Source organism: Phocaeicola sp. GP0067 (assembly GCF_031119655.1).
GTDB lineage: Bacteria > Bacteroidota > Bacteroidia > Bacteroidales > Bacteroidaceae > Phocaeicola > Phocaeicola vulgatus.
On record NZ_JAVHZY010000008.1, the window covers coordinates 161,869 to 180,237 of the forward strand.

At 45.1% G+C, this 18,369-nt stretch carries 15 protein-coding genes; 3 read left to right on the forward strand and 12 right to left on the reverse strand.

Features of this window, described 5'->3' with window-relative positions:
* Positions 1-90 precede the first annotated feature (90 nt).
* From RE317_RS09025 to RE317_RS09035, 3 genes are all read right to left on the reverse strand, one after another.
* The gene (locus RE317_RS09025; protein WP_117873462.1) at positions 91-2,322 is read right to left on the reverse strand and encodes a S9 family peptidase; all 2,232 of its coding nucleotides are present in this window, start codon (positions 2,320-2,322) and stop codon (positions 91-93) included.
* A gap of 130 nt (positions 2,323-2,452) precedes the next feature.
* Positions 2,453-3,643, reverse strand: coding sequence for an aminopeptidase C (locus RE317_RS09030; protein ID WP_005851616.1), 1,191 nt, complete (start codon positions 3,641-3,643; stop codon positions 2,453-2,455).
* Between the two features lie 31 nt (positions 3,644-3,674).
* Positions 3,675-5,273, reverse strand: a complete 1,599-nt coding sequence (locus RE317_RS09035; protein WP_303266233.1) for a dipeptidase — start codon at positions 5,271-5,273, stop codon at positions 3,675-3,677.
* A 142-nt stretch (positions 5,274-5,415) separates the two neighbouring features.
* Between RE317_RS09035 and RE317_RS09040 the strand changes: the two genes are divergently transcribed.
* Positions 5,416-5,994 (forward strand): Crp/Fnr family transcriptional regulator, encoded by a 579-nt coding sequence (locus tag RE317_RS09040; RefSeq protein WP_012055924.1) that lies wholly within the window; start codon positions 5,416-5,418, stop codon positions 5,992-5,994.
* Here the strand turns inward: RE317_RS09040 and RE317_RS09045 are convergent.
* From RE317_RS09045 to RE317_RS09075, 7 genes are all read right to left on the reverse strand, one after another.
* Positions 5,991-7,463: a DUF3943 domain-containing protein gene (locus RE317_RS09045; protein ID WP_117873464.1), complete on the reverse strand. Its 1,473-nt coding sequence runs from the start codon at positions 7,461-7,463 to the stop codon at positions 5,991-5,993. The genes RE317_RS09040 and RE317_RS09045 overlap by 4 nt on opposite strands.
* A 38-nt stretch (positions 7,464-7,501) precedes the next feature.
* On the reverse strand, positions 7,502-8,887 hold the full coding sequence (locus RE317_RS09050) for a hypothetical protein (protein ID WP_005841530.1): 1,386 nt from the start codon (positions 8,885-8,887) through the stop codon (positions 7,502-7,504).
* 253 nt (positions 8,888-9,140) lie between these two features.
* Positions 9,141-10,799 (reverse strand): AMP-binding protein, encoded by a 1,659-nt coding sequence (locus tag RE317_RS09055; protein WP_005851623.1) that lies wholly within the window; start codon positions 10,797-10,799, stop codon positions 9,141-9,143.
* Positions 10,800-10,975: 176 nt separating this feature from the next.
* Positions 10,976-11,950 (reverse strand): dihydroorotate dehydrogenase-like protein, encoded by a 975-nt coding sequence (locus tag RE317_RS09060; RefSeq protein WP_057099291.1) that lies wholly within the window; start codon positions 11,948-11,950, stop codon positions 10,976-10,978.
* 13 nt (positions 11,951-11,963) lie between these two features.
* Positions 11,964-12,632 (reverse strand): YggS family pyridoxal phosphate-dependent enzyme, encoded by a 669-nt coding sequence (locus RE317_RS09065; protein WP_117873466.1) that lies wholly within the window; start codon positions 12,630-12,632, stop codon positions 11,964-11,966.
* Between the two features lie 33 nt (positions 12,633-12,665).
* Positions 12,666-13,148: a DUF4494 domain-containing protein gene (locus RE317_RS09070; RefSeq protein WP_005841540.1), complete on the reverse strand. Its 483-nt coding sequence runs from the start codon at positions 13,146-13,148 to the stop codon at positions 12,666-12,668.
* A gap of 95 nt (positions 13,149-13,243) precedes the next feature.
* Positions 13,244-14,479: a fucose isomerase gene (locus RE317_RS09075; protein WP_005841541.1), complete on the reverse strand. Its 1,236-nt coding sequence runs from the start codon at positions 14,477-14,479 to the stop codon at positions 13,244-13,246.
* A 165-nt stretch (positions 14,480-14,644) separates the two neighbouring features.
* On the opposite strand from RE317_RS09075, the gene RE317_RS09080 reads away from it, so the two are divergent.
* Together RE317_RS09080 and RE317_RS09085 are read left to right on the forward strand one after the other, a co-directional pair.
* Positions 14,645-15,847 carry a pyridoxal phosphate-dependent aminotransferase gene (locus tag RE317_RS09080; RefSeq protein ID WP_005851630.1) on the forward strand — a complete coding sequence of 401 codons (1,203 nt, stop codon included), beginning with the start codon at positions 14,645-14,647 and terminating at the stop codon, positions 15,845-15,847.
* 1 nt (position 15,848) lies between these two features.
* Positions 15,849-17,093, forward strand: coding sequence for an ABC transporter permease (locus RE317_RS09085; protein WP_117873467.1), 1,245 nt, complete (start codon positions 15,849-15,851; stop codon positions 17,091-17,093).
* A gap of 346 nt (positions 17,094-17,439) precedes the next feature.
* On the opposite strand, the gene RE317_RS09090 is transcribed toward RE317_RS09085, so the two are convergent.
* Together RE317_RS09090 and RE317_RS09095 are read right to left on the reverse strand one after the other, a co-directional pair.
* Positions 17,440-18,060 carry a lysine exporter LysO family protein gene (locus RE317_RS09090; protein WP_008782404.1) on the reverse strand — a complete coding sequence of 207 codons (621 nt, stop codon included), beginning with the start codon at positions 18,058-18,060 and terminating at the stop codon, positions 17,440-17,442.
* Positions 18,050-18,337 (reverse strand): LysO family transporter, encoded by a 288-nt coding sequence (locus RE317_RS09095; RefSeq protein ID WP_008671218.1) that lies wholly within the window; start codon positions 18,335-18,337, stop codon positions 18,050-18,052. Before RE317_RS09095 ends, RE317_RS09090 begins: the two co-directional genes overlap by 11 nt.
* Between the last annotated feature and the right edge of the window lie 32 nt (positions 18,338-18,369).

The following is an 18,369-nucleotide window of genomic DNA, read 5'->3' on the forward strand; positions in this document are numbered from 1 at the left end:
TGGACTCTAATCATTTTATGTATATGAAAAGTTTCACTAATGTTCAGAATGGCCGACTGTATAATCATATCAGCAGGAATTTTGGCATATTTATTTTCCTCCGGCAGGCAGGTTTTTCAGCCAGTAATCAGCCATTGTCTTTCGCAGATGCAAGCTGGTTCCCTCGCCTTCGTAAATTCCATGGGAACGCATCGGGTAAGAAATCTGTGAGAAGATTTTTCCGTGCCGTACCAGTTCATTGACCAACATTTCACAATTCTGATAATGGACATTGTCATCTCCTGTACCGTGAATTAACAGCAAGTTGCCTTTCAATCCTGCTGCATACGAGATGGGAGACCCTTTGCGGTAACCCTCCGGATTATTTTGAGGAGTATTCATATAACGTTCTTGATAAACCGTGTCATACAGACGCTGGTCGGCCACAAAAGCAATGGCAATACCTGTGTGGAAAACATCGGGATAACGGAACATACTGTTCAGCGTCTGGCTGCCTCCGCCACTCCAGCCGGTGATACCGATACGTGCGGTGTCAATGAAAGAGTATTGACGTGCCAAGTCTTGGATGCCTCTTGCCTGATCTTCACTGGCAAAGGTTCCGACTTCTCCATAAATACATTTGCGCCATTCGCGTCCACGGGGTGCATTGGCACCACGGTTCTCGATGCTGACTATGATATACCCCAGGTTTGCCAAGTACTGGTGCCATAAATTTCCTCCGCTCCATACATCCTGCACGGTGGCGTTGGCAGGTTCTCCATAGACATCAATTATGACCGGATATTTTTTGCTGGGATCAAAGTTTACGGGTTTGATCATCCATGCATCCAGTTCCAGTTCTCCTGAACGGGTTTTTACAAATTCTTTCGGTTGCAGCCCCAAGGCTTTGTATTGCTCCTTGGCTTTTGCATTGTCAGTAATCAGACGTATACTTTTATGGGCAGGGAAAGACACCATGTCGATTACAGGGGGAGTTTCCGAGTTACTGAATGTATGGACTGCCCATTTGCCGGACGGTGACATGATATAACGATGTTGCCCGCTTTGGTCAACAGGACTTAGCCGCTTTACCTCTCCATTGCCGAAAAGACGTGCCCGGTAGAGATAGCGCTGGGTGAAGTTGTCGGGAGAGGCGATAAAGTACACAAAACCTTTATCCATATCCGCACCTACTTCTTGAATATAATCAAAAGCTCCTTGGGTGATGGGCTTGATTTCTTTACCATCACGGCTTACACGATACAGGTGGCGCCATCCGTCACGTTCGCTTTCCCAAGTGAAATACTTGTTCCCTTTCAACCAACGCACATTGTCATTCGTTTCCAACCATGCGGCATCTTGATCGGTAAAGATATTGACGGGGGTATTTTCACCTATTTTCGCAATCCATACTTTATTGGTGTTTTGGGCACGGTTCATTTGCTGGATGAACAGTTCGTTGCAGCCCGGAATGAATTCCATACGTGGAATATAGTGGTTGCGTGCATCACCTGGAAGAGCCAGCCAAGTGGTGTTTCCACCGTCGGCTGATACATAGCCTACTTTTACAGCGGAGTTTGCTGTTCCGGCTTTAGGGTAGGGAAAACGTTGGATTTTAGGATAAATGGAATCTACATTATTGATGATATCAAACCATCCCGTACCTTGGGTATCGCTTTGCCAATAGGCTATGTATTGCCCGTCGGGACTCCAGCGGAAACCGTCGCGGCAGTTGAATTCTTCTTCGTATACCCAGTCGAATGTTCCGTTTACAATTTCATTATTTCCGTCTTGAGTTAGTTGGTTGATTTTCCCGTCAACCAGACTCTCTACATAAATGTTGTTTCTGGAGACATATGCTACCCGGCTGGCATCCGGCGAGAACTTGGCGAACATCAAGGTAGCTTCCGGCAAGCTTTTGCCCAATTGTTGCAGTTTGCCGTCTTTCAAATTAAGCACCCAGTAATCACCGCGGGTATCATAACGCCATACGCGACGGGTATTGGTATAGATCAATACTTTGGAGTTATCCTCGCTGAATACGAAATTGCGGACAGAGATAGGTTTTCCTGTTTGCGGATTCAAAAGCATATTGGCAGGGATCAGCACTTCTTTGGAATTGTCCTTTGCTTTGTAGGCAGTGACTTCGTATGCTCCCTCGGCATTTTTCTCTATTTTGGAATAACGTTCTCCATCTTTCATCCAGTTCACGTTACTTCCGCCTTCTGTCTTGATCAGTCCTCCGTATACGGCCTCCTCCAATGTGGGGATACGTTGCGCATGAGTTGTGGTTCCGAAACAGAATAAGCATAAGACTAATGTAAATAAGTTCTTTTTCGTCATAGTTATTATGAATCTTTTACTAAAAAATAGATGTCCATTTGAAAACACAAGTATGTATTGGGACTCCGGATATCTGTTTTCAAAAAACGGGCGTCTATTTTAGAAAAACGGACGCCTGCTCTTTTCTTTTTTATTTAATTCCTAATTTCTGTTTGATTGCAGCCGGAATAGCATCTTTATGCACCATGAGGAAAATAGTCTTGGCACGTACATAGCTTTCGGACATATTCAGATAACCGCCAAATGTATTGCGTTCTGTACCCCAAGAATTTTTGGTGATATAGTATTTGGTCCCGTTCTGGTCTTTGGTAATACCGGTAAGATGCATCAGGTGGTCATCTGTAGTGACAAATGCTTCATAACCTTCCTGACGGACTTCCGGAGTGACATTTACTTCGGGACACGGTTTTTCAAATTTGTAGGCTTCCGCCAGCATCTCTCTTTGTTCTTTAGGGTCCATTTTCTCAAAACGTGCACGGTCGGAACCCGAGAGATCTTCCGCTTTTTTCACTACCGGATTGATGGCTACACCATTTTTGAATGAAAAACCTTTTTCACTGACATCACCGTCCCAACATACGGTATATCCGTGGGTCAAAGCATAGTCGGCAACTTCCATCATTTCGTCCAGCGGAAGATTGTACATTTGTTCATTTTCCCAATTGTCGGGTACTTCCGGAGAGAATTTCTGGTAATACGGTTTGTGAGTGAAACTAGTCAGTTCGATATAATCGTCCATGTTCAAACCCAGACTTTCGGCAAAAGATTTCGGAGTGTACTCTTTTCCTTTGTAAGTGAACTTTTCAGGAAGTTCTCCTAGATAAGTATCGAAAAGGTTGTTGATCAGCTTGTAGTATTCCGGGCTGCGACGTTTCATCTTAACGGCTGTGTTTCCTAAAGCGTTGATATATCTCACCATTTCACCATGGTTATGTTTTTCTGAGTTATAGTTGATTCCGTGATATACTTCCTCGGGTACGATACCCACTTGGTTGAAAGCATTCTTCCATGTGTGTGAAAGGCTTCCTTGTCCTAAATTCCCGTTGCCTCCCCGGTAATAGTTGTCTTCCAATTGGTTCAAGTACTTTTGGCGTACAATGAACATTTCAGAAAGATCATATTCCCCTTTGCCCATACGGAGCAGTTCGGATTCCATGAACGAAGTGGTGGCAAAGCACCAGCAAGTTCCGGTAGAGGCCTGATTTTTGACTGGAGTTGCTTTCTGTGATGCAACAGTCGTGAATTTGTAACCACTTTCTTGTGCATACATGGCTGATGCACAGCATAGCAGTGCGGCTAGTGTGAATACTTTTGTCTTCATAAGTTTGTTTTTAATATGATAAGGTTAACAATTAAAAGCCGAAGCGTGACTCAATCCAATATTGGTTTGCCATTTCGTCCCAGCGAAGGATGGTGGCGCCTATAAAGTCTGCCGTGTAGTCTGTGAGATAAGCACGGGCTGCTTCTTCCCCTTTAGATTGAAGGATACTTTGGTATTGTGCTTCCACAAATGGAAGTTCCCGTTGTCCTTTTTCCTCGAAATGACGAATATTTTTTTCCATTACTTTGCGGGCAGTTCCCCATCTTACAGCAGCCAGTTTGTTGGCGCGGCGATAGTGCCATAAGGCGGCGTCGTCGCGATAGCGGTGGTTACCGCAGATTTTATACATAGCAGGGAAATCAGTAATGCCACAGAATACCGGAACGCGCGGGCTTTGTCCGGGGTTGTCCATAGAGAACCATACCACACCGCCTACTGCATCGGGCAGCCAGTTGCGCAATTGGATAACTGTAGAATAAGCACATTGCGGAACTGCGATATTGCGTACTGATTTCACAACTCCCTTTTTAATACCGTTCAGCATATTCAGTTCATCGCCACGCATCCACGGATTGGCTTTCGGGCTGATAATGGTGTCTACTTTTCCGGTTTTTCTATCTTTTACCGTAACTTTCAGATTCTGTGTCATATCCAGCGGCGTTCCTTCGTATGTTTCCCGGAGCAATGCCATAACATCGGTTACAGATACTTGCTTGTCGGGTTTTACACTGATAGGCAGTTCTTCTGCTTCATAATCAAGCTTTAATAACGGTGCCAGTGCATTCAGGATAAAGTGCTCGCGGGTGCTGAAGGATTTCAGTTGGCCGGAGTAATTCTTTCCGCTATAAGCTTTCCAAAATTTAAAAGGCTCTTTTCCATCCCAATATCCTAATTTTTTAGCCACGTCAAATACATTTTCGGAAGCCATATAGTGGTCGGGATCTTTCAGATTGAGGGTGCTGATTCGCGAGATGTTGGCAGATACGCCTACATGATCATCCGGAATACGGACTGCCGCCCATACTCCGCCAATGTTATCTTTTCCTTCTCCGAAGACTTCGAAGTGCCATACTTCATCAGGATCGGCAATGGTCAGACATTCGCCGCTGTCGCCATAACCGTATTGTTTTATGAGATCTCCCATCAGGCGGATAGCCTCACGGGCTGTTGTACAGCGTTGCAATGCCACACGTTGCAATTCTTCAATCATAAACATACCTTTGGGATTTTCCAGATCCCTGCGTCCGCTTACGGTAGTTTCACCTATCCCCAGCTGCTTTTCGTTGATGCAAGGGTAGGAGGTGTCCATGAAGGCATATGTTTTTCTAGCTTGTGGTATTTGCCCCTTGATTTTTACATTAGTCTGGTCGGCTACAAACTCGGTATGCATACGGCCATCGTAAATATTCATTACAGTATCCCTTTCATAACTTTCTGCCGGAACCATGTTTACCCAGGTTCGGTACCAGCTGTCGCATGTATGACTGGTTATAACTGATCCATCGGTAGTTGCTTTCTTTCCTACCATAATGCTAGTGCAGCTTTCCGGATCCTTTGTGTAATTCGTTTGGGCTGTGACACTTTGTGCCATGACTAAACCCAGGATTGTTAAAGAGGCTAGTAGTTTCATAAAGGTCGTTTTATTACTATTGCGTTTCAAAAGTATATAAAAAAAACTATTATTCAGAACTTTATCGGTTTAATTTTGTAATTTATGTCTAATAATCCAGCCTTTTTTGTATTTTTGCAGCAAATACAAAAATTGGGAGCACATGACAACTAGTATAGACATAGCTAGAAGGATAGCAGAAGTTAACCATCCTCTCAGTAGAGAAAGTGTTCACGCATTAGCCGAAATCTTAGTTTGTAGAAAATATCGTAAAGGGGAGATTGTTTTGCAGGCCGGTGAGGTTTGTAAATCGATGTTGTTTATAGAAAAAGGAATGCTCAGACAATTTTATTATAAATATGATAAAGATCTGACTGAGCATATCGGTTATGAGAACGGAATGATTATTTGCATAGAGAGTTATTTTAAACAGGAGCCCACCCGCTTGATGGTGGAAACTTTGGAAGCATCCGTGGTATGGGAGTTACCCCGTGTGGAAGTGGAGAAATTGATAGATCAATATCACGATATCGAACGTCTTTATCGCGGTTTTATCGAACATTCTTTGATAGAGTCACAGGTGAAGGCGGACACGCTTCGTTTTGAACCGGCTCATGAACGTTATAACAGATTGTTGCAGCTTCATCCCGAAATATTGAAGCGTGCGCCTCTTGTGTACATCGCTTCCTTATTACAGATGACTCCCGAAACCTTGAGCCGTGTCCGTTCTTCCTTGCTTTAGAATTGATAAATCAATCCTAGCCGGGTTTCAAAGGTCTTATATTTTATGTCCTCATGGTAGGAATAATGTGTGTGGCGGTAGTAATAGGACACTTCCATATTGGCTTTGAAGTGGGAGCTTAGATTCAGCTCGATAATCGGATTCACTACAGCGAGCATTACATTTCCTTTGTCTCCCTGCGCATTCAGATAGAGCGGATCTATTGTTTCCAAATCCTTGTGTTCGTATCCTTTCCAGGTAAAAATCTGGTAAAGATGCATATTCAGTGCGAACATGCCGTAACGGCCGAAGTCCAGAATGGTGTTGTTCTTTATGCTGTATCCGCTTCCCATATTGTAATTGCGGTCTATTACGTTGTAATAGTCGGTAAGGCTTCCACCCAGCAGGATGGCACTCAGGAACACACGCTGTTCCAAATTTACCAGGCTGTTCATTTGGGGGAATTTATAAATCATACCCGGTCCCACACTGGCAGCTTCCGAAATCTTGTAAGGGATACGCCCCGATCCGTCAATCACTTCCTCGGAATCAAAATAGTTGAAGTGCTGGAAGATACCGAACATCATTTCCATGCCGGTAGTGGTTTTCAGGGGAACACCCCATAGTTTGCCCATCAGGTTGATCTGGCTGATAAGAGGCTGGTTCCCGGAAAGACCGAAGGTGGCCCGCGCGGTGAAGTAATCGTATGGGCCGTCATTCACTTTATCGAAGGCATCTCCGTATTGTACCCGGAATTCAAGGTAGGGATTGTGCTCTCCACGGAACAGGTAATTGTCATCGGCCAGATAACGGTCACCGGCACCTATGGAAAAGTGTACCGGAATGCGGTCGTAATCGTGGTATTTGTAATGAGAGCGTTTTACTTTCCACATCTCGCCGGTTATCATTCGGTTCAATCCCCGCATGGGGCAGATCAAGGTTCCCAAAAACTCGCGGGTGAAACGTGAGAAACCACGCTTGGAGTCGTCCAGTACCAAAGAAGACATACGGTGCGTTACTTCTCCCAGGGCGATGCCGCCTAGGGTGGTTGCCATCAGGTCATTGATGGCGGGCGGCTCCACTTCTGCGGCTATTTCCCACATCAAACTACCAGCAAAGGCGTATGGAGCCGATTCCCAAAAGGTAAGTCCGTTGCTGCGTGCTGCATTGAAATAAAGATTTCCGTGATAGGGGTGGGCGAACAGGTTGGTAGAGAATTGGTCGTTATCCCATACAAAACCATGCTTGATATTGCGCCGTATGCTGCCGATACTGATTTTGGCAAAGTCTTCGTTCATTACATAACGGTCGAATGCCCATACTCCGACATTCATTCCGAAAGTTTCGGCAGCGGCACGCCAAGGGTGTTTTTTTTGCAGGCGAGGATCGGTGAATGTATACATGGAATCGGGGCGGTGGAGCATCTGGGCTGTGACGTTCCCGGCACTTAATGCCAGCAGGCAGACTAATGCGATATGCTGTAGTTTCATACTGTATGGATTAGTTTATACTAGGGTGACGGGGCTGCTTAAAACAAGATAACACCTGCTTCGAAAATAGGTTTTTTTTCGTAGAACTTATTTTTATCATAGTAGCGCGTCATGCCGTAACCACCCGATGCAAAGAAACTGATTCTGGATTTGAATTTATATTCCAGATTGATACGGGCTTGCAATGAATACATGCGTTCCGGTGTTTCCGCATCTTCATTTTCAAAGTTTTCTATATGGAAATAACCTAAGTCGCCACTTAGTTCCAGTTTGGAGGCGATGGGATAGTAAAGACCGGCACGGTAGAACACACAGCCCGAAAATTTGTCATTCAAATCCAGATAGTGTGTACCGATACCCAGCATGGTATAACTCCGGCGGTTTTTAAAACGCACGGCAGCATTCAGTTTGCTGGTGTTACCTGCAAACAGCATCATCTGGATACGGGTTTTGGGAGTGATATTCACCAAACCTAGTTTATGGGCGGTAGTATCCTTGCTATGGTTGATGATTCCTATTTGTATTCCTTTTACATTCCCGCCACACAGGTTGAGTAAACCGATTTGCGCGCCGCTTACTTCTCCGGCGTAGTTGCCGGGAGCGAACTGCACACCGCGTAACTTGCCTTGGCAAACATTGGTCAGTCCTGAGAATTGCAGGGCATTTTCCGTCTTGACGGCGATATTTACCGCACCGCAAAGCTGCAAGCCTCTGATTTCTCCGGCAGCGATATTGCTGATGGCGGAGAATTGCATACCATTCACGTTTACACCTACATTACCAATGGCTGAGACTTGAGCGCCTTTGGCTTTTCCGCCACTGATATTGAGCAGGGTGGAAACTTGTGCTCCGTTCAGTTTCTCGGCAGATACGTTCATCAGTCCGCCGATAGCGACGCCATTTTGTGATTTTCCGGCAATGTTGGCCAAGCCGGCTATCTGAACTCCTTGGGCTTTGTTGCCGGCCAGATTCATCAGACCGCCGATGGTAACTCCTCTTGATATGTTTCCGGCAATGTTGCCTAATCCGGAAATTTGGATACCGTTGGCTTTCCCTCCGGCAACATTCATCAGTCCGCTGAGCATGATGCCATTGGCATTGCCTCCGGCTACATTGGCAATACCTCCCAGTTGGAAACCGGAGGCGTGGCGTCCGGTAATGCTGGCAAGGCCGGAGATTTGGAAACCCGTCATATCGTTTTGTACAACACTGGATACAGCGTTGATACCGATTCCTTTCAGTTGATAGATATTTGTAAGCAGACCGATATTCAGATAAGTGGTTTTGACACTGTCTTTCTTCGCGGAAATGTTCAAGGAGATGTTGGGGCCTTTTTTAAGCTTGTCCTTTTTCTGGGCAAAAGCAGGAGTTGACATACCTGCACAATATCCTAAAAGGAGTATTGCTGCTATACGCATATTCATTTTCATACATTTTTAGTTTCTTGGGTGCAAATGTAATAAAAATGTAGATATAAGGGGGAATTATGGGGAGAATTGATCGGGGTGCAAGAGTAAAATTCTGTTTTGTATTGTCTCCTTTCACGCATCATGATCCAGGTGTCCATATATGCGGATGTATAACCTGTAACATCTATAATGTATAGCCTGCAACATCTATAATCTTCAGACTTATACATTATATATGTTGCAGGCAGGTTCTTTTTTCTGCCAGGTGTTATTTTACTTCCTGATATAAGAAACGTTTGATACTCTTTTTAGGAGTTTTCTCGAATTCTTCCGGATAGATTTTTACACGGGCTATTTGTGAATATGCAGGAAGTTCTGTATTCAAGTTGATACGGTTCTCTTCCATAGCCTGTGCTATCGCGTCATTATCCAGCCCATGAGCAAAGGCATCGTCGAAATCGGGATAAACCAAAGCCGCCAGTTTGCTGTCTGCCTGCTGTATGATAATGCTTTCTGAAACGAACGGCATGTTATTCAATTTATCTTCAATCTCTTCCGGATAAATATTCTGTCCCGATGGACCCAACAGCATGTTTTTGCTGCGTCCCTTGATGGTAACGTTGCCTTCCGCATCCATAACACCCAGGTCGCCGGTATGCAACCAGCCGTCCTTGTCTATCACCTCGGCGGTAGCTTCGGGATTCTTGTAATAGCCTAACATTACATTAGGTCCTTTGCATACTATCTCACCTACTATATTCTCAGGGTCGGGGCTCAATATTTTGACTTCCATACGGGGAGCCGCCTTTCCGCAGGAACCCGGCTTGAAATATTTCCAATCTTCATAACAGATAATCGGAGCACACTCAGTCATGCCATATCCCACGGTATAGGGGAAATCTATACTTTTCAGGAACTGCTCTATTTCTTGATTGAAGGCGGCACCTCCTACAATAATTTCATAGAAATTACCTCCGAAGGCATTTATCATCTGTTCGCGGACTGTGGCTTTGATTTTATCATTGATGATAGGAACTTTCAGTAAAATCTTCATAGCCGGGGTTTCCAGTTTGGGCAGTACATTCTTCTTGATGATTTTTTCGATAATCAATGGAACGGCTACTACTAGATTGGGTTTCACTTCGGAAAAGGCTTGGAAGATGATTTTCGGACTGGGGGTACGGGTCAGGAAATAAATATGGCATCCCACACAGAATTCATAAAGGAACTCGAAAGCCAGTCCGTACATGTGTGCCATAGGGAGCATGGAAACCAGCTTGTCACCCGGATTCATTTTCAAGACATCAAAAGCGAACTGGGTATTCGACCACAATGCGCGGTAAGGAATCATCACTCCTTTGGAATAACTGGTCGTGCCGGAAGTATAGTTGATCACAGCCAGTTCTTCCGGTGTATCCCGGCGGTAGCTGACATGTTCCCGGCGGAAATTGCGCGGATATTTCTTTCCGAACAGTTCGTTCAGATGATCGCGTGCATAGTCCAATTTGGAACTGCGGGAAACTAGCAGGGTATAGTCATTCATCAAGATAACCCCTTCTAACAACGGCATGGCATTTTCATTCAGATTTTCCCATACCATATCGCCCACCATCAACAGGCGTGCTTCCGAGTGATTGACTATATTATGAATATTGTCCGATTTGAATTCGTGAAGAATGGGAACAATCACTGCCCCGTATGTAACGGCAGCCAGGAAAGTAACTCCCCAATGAGAACTGTTGCGGCCACAGACAGCTATCTTGTCTCCTTGCTTGATGCCGCTTAATTCGAAGATGATGTGTAGCTTTTCTATTTTGCGGGCTACATCTTTATATTGTAATGTGGCACCTTTATAATCTGTAAGGGCATCCAAGTCCCAGTTTTTCTTTATACTGTCTTCCAGGAAGGCAATAAAACTCTGCTCCATTGTATATACTCTTTTGTTTATATTTTGCACAAACTTTAATCAAATGTGCAAATATAAGACTTTCTTTGGAGCATACAAATTAAACAGAAGGAAAAATAGTGATTAGTGGTTAGTGGTTAATGAGCTGCGCTGTGATGTCGCATGGATATGAACCACTAATCACTAACCACTGATTTTTATTCTTTGCTGCTGAAATACTTCATGAACTGTGTACGTTCAAACGGATTGCTGGCTCCGGTAGACAGTGCGTTCATCGAACTCTTGAATTCGCTGATGTCCTTGTAGCCTTGCCGGTTCATCCATTGGGTCATTTCATTTGTCATATCTGCAATGACCTGATTGCCTCTTTGGTAGATGACACTGCACAGTTCTACAGCGGAAGCGCCTGCCAGAATTGCTTTGACTATCGCTTTTCCATCGTGCACACCGCCCGAAATGGCATAGTCTGTCTGAGGAACTTGTGCCGAAGCGATAGCAGTCCAGCGCAGTCCGTTGGACAAGTCGGCAGGAGTACTGAATACATCGCCTGCAGAATATGTCATGGTGTCGATATTGATATCCGGCTGGTAGAATCGGTTGAACAATACCACAGCATTGGCTCCGTTGGCATAAAGTTGGTTGATCAGTGCGATGGGGTTGGTCAGATTGCTGCCCAGTTTCACAATGACGGGGATGGAAATCTGTTTCTTGATACTGCTTACGATATCGATATGACGCTGTTCGAAAGAACCGTATTGATATTCTTTTTCGGTCTGCAAGGAAAGGATGTTGATTTCCAGTGCGTCGGCTCCTGCTGCTTCCACGGTACGGGCAAAGTCTGTCCATTCTGAGTTGCTGAAGCAGTTGATGCTGGCAATGACAGGAATGGTGCAAAGCTTTTTAGTCTGTTCAATCAATGAAATATATTCGTTCAATGCATGAGAGCGTACATATGTGCTCAAGTAGTCATCTCCTTCGGGAGAGCCATAAGTAGCCATGTGATGTGCTTCCATCATGATCTGCTCTTCGAAAACTGATTTCAAAACAATGGCTCCGGCGCCTGCCAGCTCCAGTTTCTTGTTCTTTTCAGCGCTGTTTGTAAGGCTGGAACTGCTGATGATTATAGGATTGCGCAGTGACAACCCGGCAAAAGTGGTTTTTAATTGAGTCATATAAATAGTAGTTTTAATAGTTTCGTTCTCCAAAGATTTTGCTTCCTACCCTGACTAGTGTACTTCCGGCTTCCACTGCCAGCGGATAATCGTGTGACATACCCATGGAAATTTCTTTAAAGTATTCTGAATCAGAAAAATAGTTCTGCTTTATTTCTTTGAAGAATGTATTTAAGGAACAAAATTCTCTTTTGATTTGTTCGTCGTCATCCACATTGGTCGCCATACCCATCACTCCTGATAAGCGGACATTTTTCAAATCCTTCCATCCGCCTGTATCCAGCATTTTCCTGCATTCGTCAAAAGAGAAACCGAACTTCGTTTCCTCTTGGGCGATATGTATCTGCAATAAACAAGGGATGACGCGATGGACTTTGGAAGCTTGTTTATTGACTTCAACCAACAATTTATACGAGTCTATGGCATGTATCATAGCTACATAAGGGGCCATGTATTTGACTTTGTTTGTTTGCAGGTGGCCGATGAAATGCCATTCAATGTCTTTGGGCAGGGTTTCATATTTCTGAGTCATTTCCTGCACGTGGCTCTCACCGAAAATACGCTGGCCGGCAGCATACGCTTCTTCCAACGCCTCGTTGGGATGGAATTTGGATACGGCTACCAGGCGGACACCCGCAGGCAGTTCGGAAAGAACTTCTTTTAAATTTGCTTGAATGCTCATTATCTGTTATACTTTCTATTTTTTTATCAGGCTTTATTCGGTTTTTCCGGCATCCGGAAATTCAGGTTTCACATCCGGTTCGGCTTCGTATGGGTAGACATCCATGATGGCGGTTTCGGCTACGGACGCAATCACGTAGTCTGCCATTGTACCTTTCATTCCTTCGTCCAGTTTCTTTACAGCGTCGCGAAGGTCGGAAGCTTGTACCAGTACGGTAGTGGAGGTCTTTTTCTCTGCTCCGCTTTTTTCGTCCAGCGTGATGAAGAACAGCTTGCACTTAAACCAGCGGTCGGCTGCATCTTCTTCAGAGGGGAACAGTTCGCTGTAGTTGGCGCGTTTGATATCCGAAACAGTGAACTCACCGCTGATATACGGAGTGATTTCTTCAATAATACGGGCTTCTGCTTCAGTAAAGCTCAGCGCGTCAACCAAATAGGGTTCCGTTACTTTCTTGTTCATGCCGTTTTCCATGACTTTTTCGTAACGTATCTTACATTCAAACCAAGTATGCATCATAAAAGTTTATTGTTTTATTGAATATTAAATTGGATACAAAGATACAATTTATTTAATCTTCGTCTCCCATTTTACTTAATTTCTTCATGCTTTCCTTATTCCACTAGTTTGCAGCTGTTCAATTGCATGAATTCGTGAATCACTTTTTCATGATCGCCCATTAATATGATGTGATGGTTACCCAAAGGATTACGCATAAAATAGTCTACGGGTTTGTCCAGTTTGATTCTTGCCTGGGTGCGGCAGGCATTGATGTAGTTGGTATTTTCTATCAGTTGGCCTGTGGAAACGAAATACTCGTCCAGACACTCTCCCGCGCATTTTATCATCGTGATGCCTCCCGGATGCAGAATACCCTGTATGGCTATTCCGGTTTCTGTTTCAAAATGATTCCGGATGATAAACTGATCCACCATTTTGGTGGCAATCGTACAGTGAGCCATCACTATTTCGTTCAGGTCATCGTTGATGAATGCCGGATTCGCCATGAATCCTGCTTGGCCGGTCAGTGTCTTGGCGATGAGCAGAGTAAAGATGGATTGCAAGTCTCCTTCACATCCGGCCGGGATGCCTTCATCATTCAGCAGGGCAAGTGCCAGACATCCGGTAGTTCCTAATTTCTCAATCAACGAGAAGCAGGAAAGGGTTACCGCATCCAGCTTTTTCTTTTCGCAGATTATTTTCACGGCCTGATAAAGACGCATGGCTTTCAGCAAATCTTCCGGAGTCCCTTCCCGGCAGGCAATGGCACGGTTGGCAAATACGGACGCCTCATATCCTATATCATCATCCTTTATCTGATAAAACAGACAATACACTTCCTCCATGGGGATATCAATGAACTCTATTCCCCAGCGGCGTTTGGCAAGCAGGTAATCTACATTGCTGGCCACCAGCCACGGAGAAGAATATCCCACAACTCCGATTCGTTTTCCTCTTACCTCGCGCTGGGCGGCGAAAGCCTTGTGATGATCTATCAGTTGTTTCACCATATTGGGGATAGTGCCATGAATAATATGTACTTTCATTCCTTTGCTTCGTATCCATGTAGCTATTTCCAGGGAAGCAGCCAGTGAGTTCTGTTGTCCGTCGGTCAGCAGATGGATAGGATAGGGAAGTAGTTCGAAGTGTTGGGTGACCATTTTTTCTACCCCGCCCGAAGCGATGAAAGCCATCCGGTAGGCATCTGCCGGAATACTTGCAGCCTCTGTATATGGTACCAGATGAAGCGTGAAAAACTTCTCGATTTCCACAAATAAATCTTTATGGCAATCATATACAGATTCAATTCTGTTCAAGGAGGACTGGAAGGTTATCAGGTATAGATTCATTTGATATTTTGCTTTGTTTTACTGGAACAAACTTACATGTTTTTTTTTAATAACCCTAAAAAATGCGCATTAAGATAACAAAGATTTAAATTCTTAATTAATTGTTTGCTCGGTTGGTTGCGAAAGTCTATCTTTGCACTTCGATTAAATAATTTTTATAACATTATGCCAATAATATCCATCAGAGGAAACGAGATGCCCGCATCGCCAATTCGCAAATTGGCACCGCTGGCCGATGCTGCAAAACAGAGAGGAATTCATGTGTATCACCTGAATATCGGTCAGCCCGACCTGCCTACTCCGCGAGCGGCCCTTGATGCGATTCGTAATATTGACCGTACCGTTTTGGAATATAGTCCCAGCCAGGGATACCGCAGCTATCGCGAGAAACTGGTGGGTTATTATAAGAAATATGACATCAACTTGTCTGCCGATGATATCATCATCACTACCGGAGGTTCGGAAGCGGTGCTGTTTGCTTTTCTGAGTTGCTTGAATCCGGGAGATGAGATCATTGTGCCGGAACCTGCCTATGCCAACTATATGGCGTTTGCCATTTCGGCCGGAGCCGTGATCCGCACGGTGACGACTACCATCGAGGAAGGGTTCTCCCTGCCGAAAGTGGAGAAGTTCGAGGAGTTGATAAACGAACGCACAAAAGCTATTCTGATCTGTAACCCGAATAATCCGACCGGCTATTTGTATACCCGCCGCGAGATGAACCAGATTCGTGACATGGTGAAGAAGTATGATCTTTACCTGTTCTCGGATGAAGTGTACCGCGAGTTTATCTATACCGGTTCTCCTTATATCTCTGCCTGTCACTTGGAAGGCATTGAAGAAAATGTGGTACTGATAGACTCGGTGTCCAAGCGTTATTCCGAATGCGGTATCCGTATCGGTGCGTTGATTACCAAGAATAAGGAAGTGAGAAATGCCGTCATGAAGTTCTGCCAGGCACGTCTGAGTCCTCCTTTGATCGGTCAGATTGCTGCCGAGGCTTCATTGGATGCCCCCGAAGAGTACACACGCGAGACGTATGACGAATACGTGGAGCGCCGTAAGTGCCTGATTGACGGGCTGAACCGTATTCCGGGCGTTTATTCGCCCATACCGATGGGTGCATTCTATACGGTTGCCAAATTGCCGGTGGACGACAGCGAGAAGTTCTGTGCATGGTGTCTGTCGGAATTCAACTATGAAGGCGAGACGGTCATGATGGCTCCGGCTGCCGGATTCTATACCACTCCCGGTGCAGGCCGTAATGAGGTGCGTATTGCCTACGTGTTGAAGAAAGAGGATCTGGTCCGTGCGCTGTTCGTACTGCGTAAGGCATTGGAAGCATATCCCGGAAGGGTAGAAGACTGATATGGACTGGAAGCTCTTTATTGCCAGACGCATCTATCGCAGCAATGAGGGTGGAAAAGAGGTGTCCAAGCCTGCCGTCCGCATTGCTATGCTGGGCATAGCCATCGGGCTGGCCGTCATGATTGTGTCGGTAGCGGTGGTGATCGGTTTCAAACATGAGGTACGCGACAAGGTGGTAGGCTTGGGGTCTGATATCGTAATAACGAACTTCGACTCCCAGCAATCTTATCAGACGGTTCCCATCGTTGCCAACGACAGTTTGCTCCATCTGTTGAAAACACTGGAAGGAGTGAAGCACGTGCAGCGCTATTCCACCAAGCCGGGAATGATTATGACAGACGACAGCTTTCAGGGAATGGTACTGAAAGGTGTTTCTCATGAATACGACTGGAGGTTTTTAAAGAATCATTTGCAGGAAGGGGAGATTCCTGTATTCTCGGATACTGCCTCTACCAATAAGGTATTGGTGTCCCGCACTATTGCCGACAGACTATATCTGAAACTGGGTGATAAAATCTATACCTATTATATAGAGGACAATGTGCGTGCACGTCGTCTTACTGTCGCCGGCATCTATCAGACCAATTTTTCCGCATACGATGATTTGTTTCTGATAACCGACTTATATACGGTGAACCGTTTGAATGGCTGGCAGAAAGGGCAGGTGAGTGGTATGGAACTGGAAGTGAATGAGTATAGCCGGTTGGAGCCGGTGAAGGAGGAAATCCGTGCACGGGTGGATACGCAGGTGGATGCATACGGAGGTACTTACTATACTCAGACGGTGGAGGAAGTCAATCCTCAGATATTTGCATGGCTGGATTTGCTGGATATGAATGTGTGGGTTATCTTGTTTCTCATGACGGGGGTGGCCGGATTCACCATGATATCCGGTTTGCTGATTATCATTCTGGAGCGTACCAATATGATCGGGGTGCTGAAAGCATTGGGAGCTGATAATTTTGCTATCCGTAAGATATTCCTCAGTTTTTCTGTATTCTTGATAGGCAGGGGGATGCTATGGGGAAATATCATCGGGGTGGCATTATGCTTTATTCAATCTCAATTTCATCTTTTCAAACTGGACCCTGCCACTTATTATGTAGATCGTGTTCCTGTTGAATTCAACATTTGGATTTATTTGTTGCTGAATGTCTGTACTTTGCTGGTGTCGGTGCTGATGCTTGTCGGGCCGTCATTTCTGGTGACGCGTATTCATCCGGCAAAATCTATTCGGTTTGAATGAGAAGATTCTCTTTCTGCGTTTTCCGTATATCCGGTATTAATCCTTTTTTCCTATAATGCTAAGGTCTTTTTCCCTTATGATTAAGTCTTTTTATGCGGTAATGTACTACAGTCTCCTATAGTGAATCGTATAGTCCATTATAGTGGACTGTACGGTCTGATGTAATGGACTGTACAGTCTGTTGTGAAAGTCTGTAGTAGTTGATAGAAAGAAAAGACTTAATTGTTAGGAAGAAATGCTTTAGCCGGGCGGATGTGTTAGAACCAACCCTGCTGCGAATTCGTGACAGGGCCGGTTCTTTATAGAGAGAATGTAAAGTTACGTATAGTATGTCACTTCCTTCAGCTTACAGTTTGCAGAAGAAAGAAACGAAGAAAGGCATGCTTATGTTTATCAGTATGCCGTGGACGATGGCCACGGGTACGGCTTCCGGTCCGGAGCAGCGTGCGATGGCTGCCAGGGAAATGTCGGAAGAACCGATGCCTGCCGCCGAGATAGGCGCCAGATAACCGAAATATTTGCGGAAAAGGGGAGCTCCTATCAAGGCGGTCATTTCCCGGAAAATATTGGATAGTAGCGCGATGGTCCCCAATTCGGTAGCAAGCTGCACACCGATGGAGGGGGATTTGATCTGCGTGATAAGGATGGAGGAAACGGAATAATAGGAGAATCCGCTTCCGACAGCCATGCAGTCGAAAATACTCCAGCGGCTCAAGAGAAAGCCTCCGATGGCGGAAAACAGCAGAGTGCCGCTTACGGTGGCAAGGGGTACAAGCAGTGTTCTGAAATTGAGGGATAAGACAAACTGCCTGAGGTTGCGGTTGCTTCCAAGATTAATGCCGAGTAACAGCATCAGTACATATAGTACATATACAGAGGTTTGGTGTACGTCGAAGTCCACCGCATAGCTGACTCCGGCTACGCAGCCAAACAAGAAAAAGGCTAGAGTTACAAGACTACTTTTCACCGCTTGCCCCCTTTCCTTTGAAAAAGATGTGGTATACTGCAAGGGAGGCCATCATGCTGCCCAATATGCTTAATGAGGAGATGACGGCTGCCTGGCCGCAGAAGTAACCAAGATTGTCAATAATCAGTCTGTTAAGACCAATAGAGAGACCGAGTAAGAAAAGTAGCAGACAGACCACGATATGGATGAGAGGAGTGATCTTGCGTACTTGGGATTTGTGGCGTAAGGGATAGCCTATAAGGACTCCGACAGCCATTATAGAAATGAAAGTAAACATGAGATTCAACTGTTTTTCTGATTTTACAATAT

What these genes read in the sequence shown, in the direction of transcription:
- RE317_RS09025 (WP_117873462.1), bottom strand. Translation starts at nt 2,322, where the DNA reads ATGACGAAAAAGAACTTATTTACATTAGTCTTATGCTTATTCTGTTTC.
- RE317_RS09030 (WP_005851616.1), bottom strand. Translation starts at nt 3,643, where the DNA reads ATGAAGACAAAAGTATTCACACTAGCCGCACTGCTATGCTGTGCATCA.
- RE317_RS09035 (WP_303266233.1), bottom strand. Translation starts at nt 5,273, where the DNA reads ATGAAACTACTAGCCTCTTTAACAATCCTGGGTTTAGTCATGGCACAA.
- RE317_RS09040 (WP_012055924.1), top strand. Translation starts at nt 5,416, where the DNA reads ATGACAACTAGTATAGACATAGCTAGAAGGATAGCAGAAGTTAACCAT.
- RE317_RS09045 (WP_117873464.1), bottom strand. Translation starts at nt 7,463, where the DNA reads ATGAAACTACAGCATATCGCATTAGTCTGCCTGCTGGCATTAAGTGCC.
- RE317_RS09050 (WP_005841530.1), bottom strand. Translation starts at nt 8,887, where the DNA reads ATGAATATGCGTATAGCAGCAATACTCCTTTTAGGATATTGTGCAGGT.
- RE317_RS09055 (WP_005851623.1), bottom strand. Translation starts at nt 10,799, where the DNA reads ATGGAGCAGAGTTTTATTGCCTTCCTGGAAGACAGTATAAAGAAAAAC.
- RE317_RS09060 (WP_057099291.1), bottom strand. Translation starts at nt 11,950, where the DNA reads ATGACTCAATTAAAAACCACTTTTGCCGGGTTGTCACTGCGCAATCCT.
- RE317_RS09065 (WP_117873466.1), bottom strand. Translation starts at nt 12,632, where the DNA reads ATGAGCATTCAAGCAAATTTAAAAGAAGTTCTTTCCGAACTGCCTGCG.
- RE317_RS09070 (WP_005841540.1), bottom strand. Translation starts at nt 13,148, where the DNA reads ATGATGCATACTTGGTTTGAATGTAAGATACGTTACGAAAAAGTCATG.
- RE317_RS09075 (WP_005841541.1), bottom strand. Translation starts at nt 14,479, where the DNA reads ATGAATCTATACCTGATAACCTTCCAGTCCTCCTTGAACAGAATTGAA.
- RE317_RS09080 (WP_005851630.1), top strand. Translation starts at nt 14,645, where the DNA reads ATGCCAATAATATCCATCAGAGGAAACGAGATGCCCGCATCGCCAATT.
- RE317_RS09085 (WP_117873467.1), top strand. Translation starts at nt 15,849, where the DNA reads ATGGACTGGAAGCTCTTTATTGCCAGACGCATCTATCGCAGCAATGAG.
- RE317_RS09095 (WP_008671218.1), bottom strand. Translation starts at nt 18,337, where the DNA reads ATGTTTACTTTCATTTCTATAATGGCTGTCGGAGTCCTTATAGGCTAT.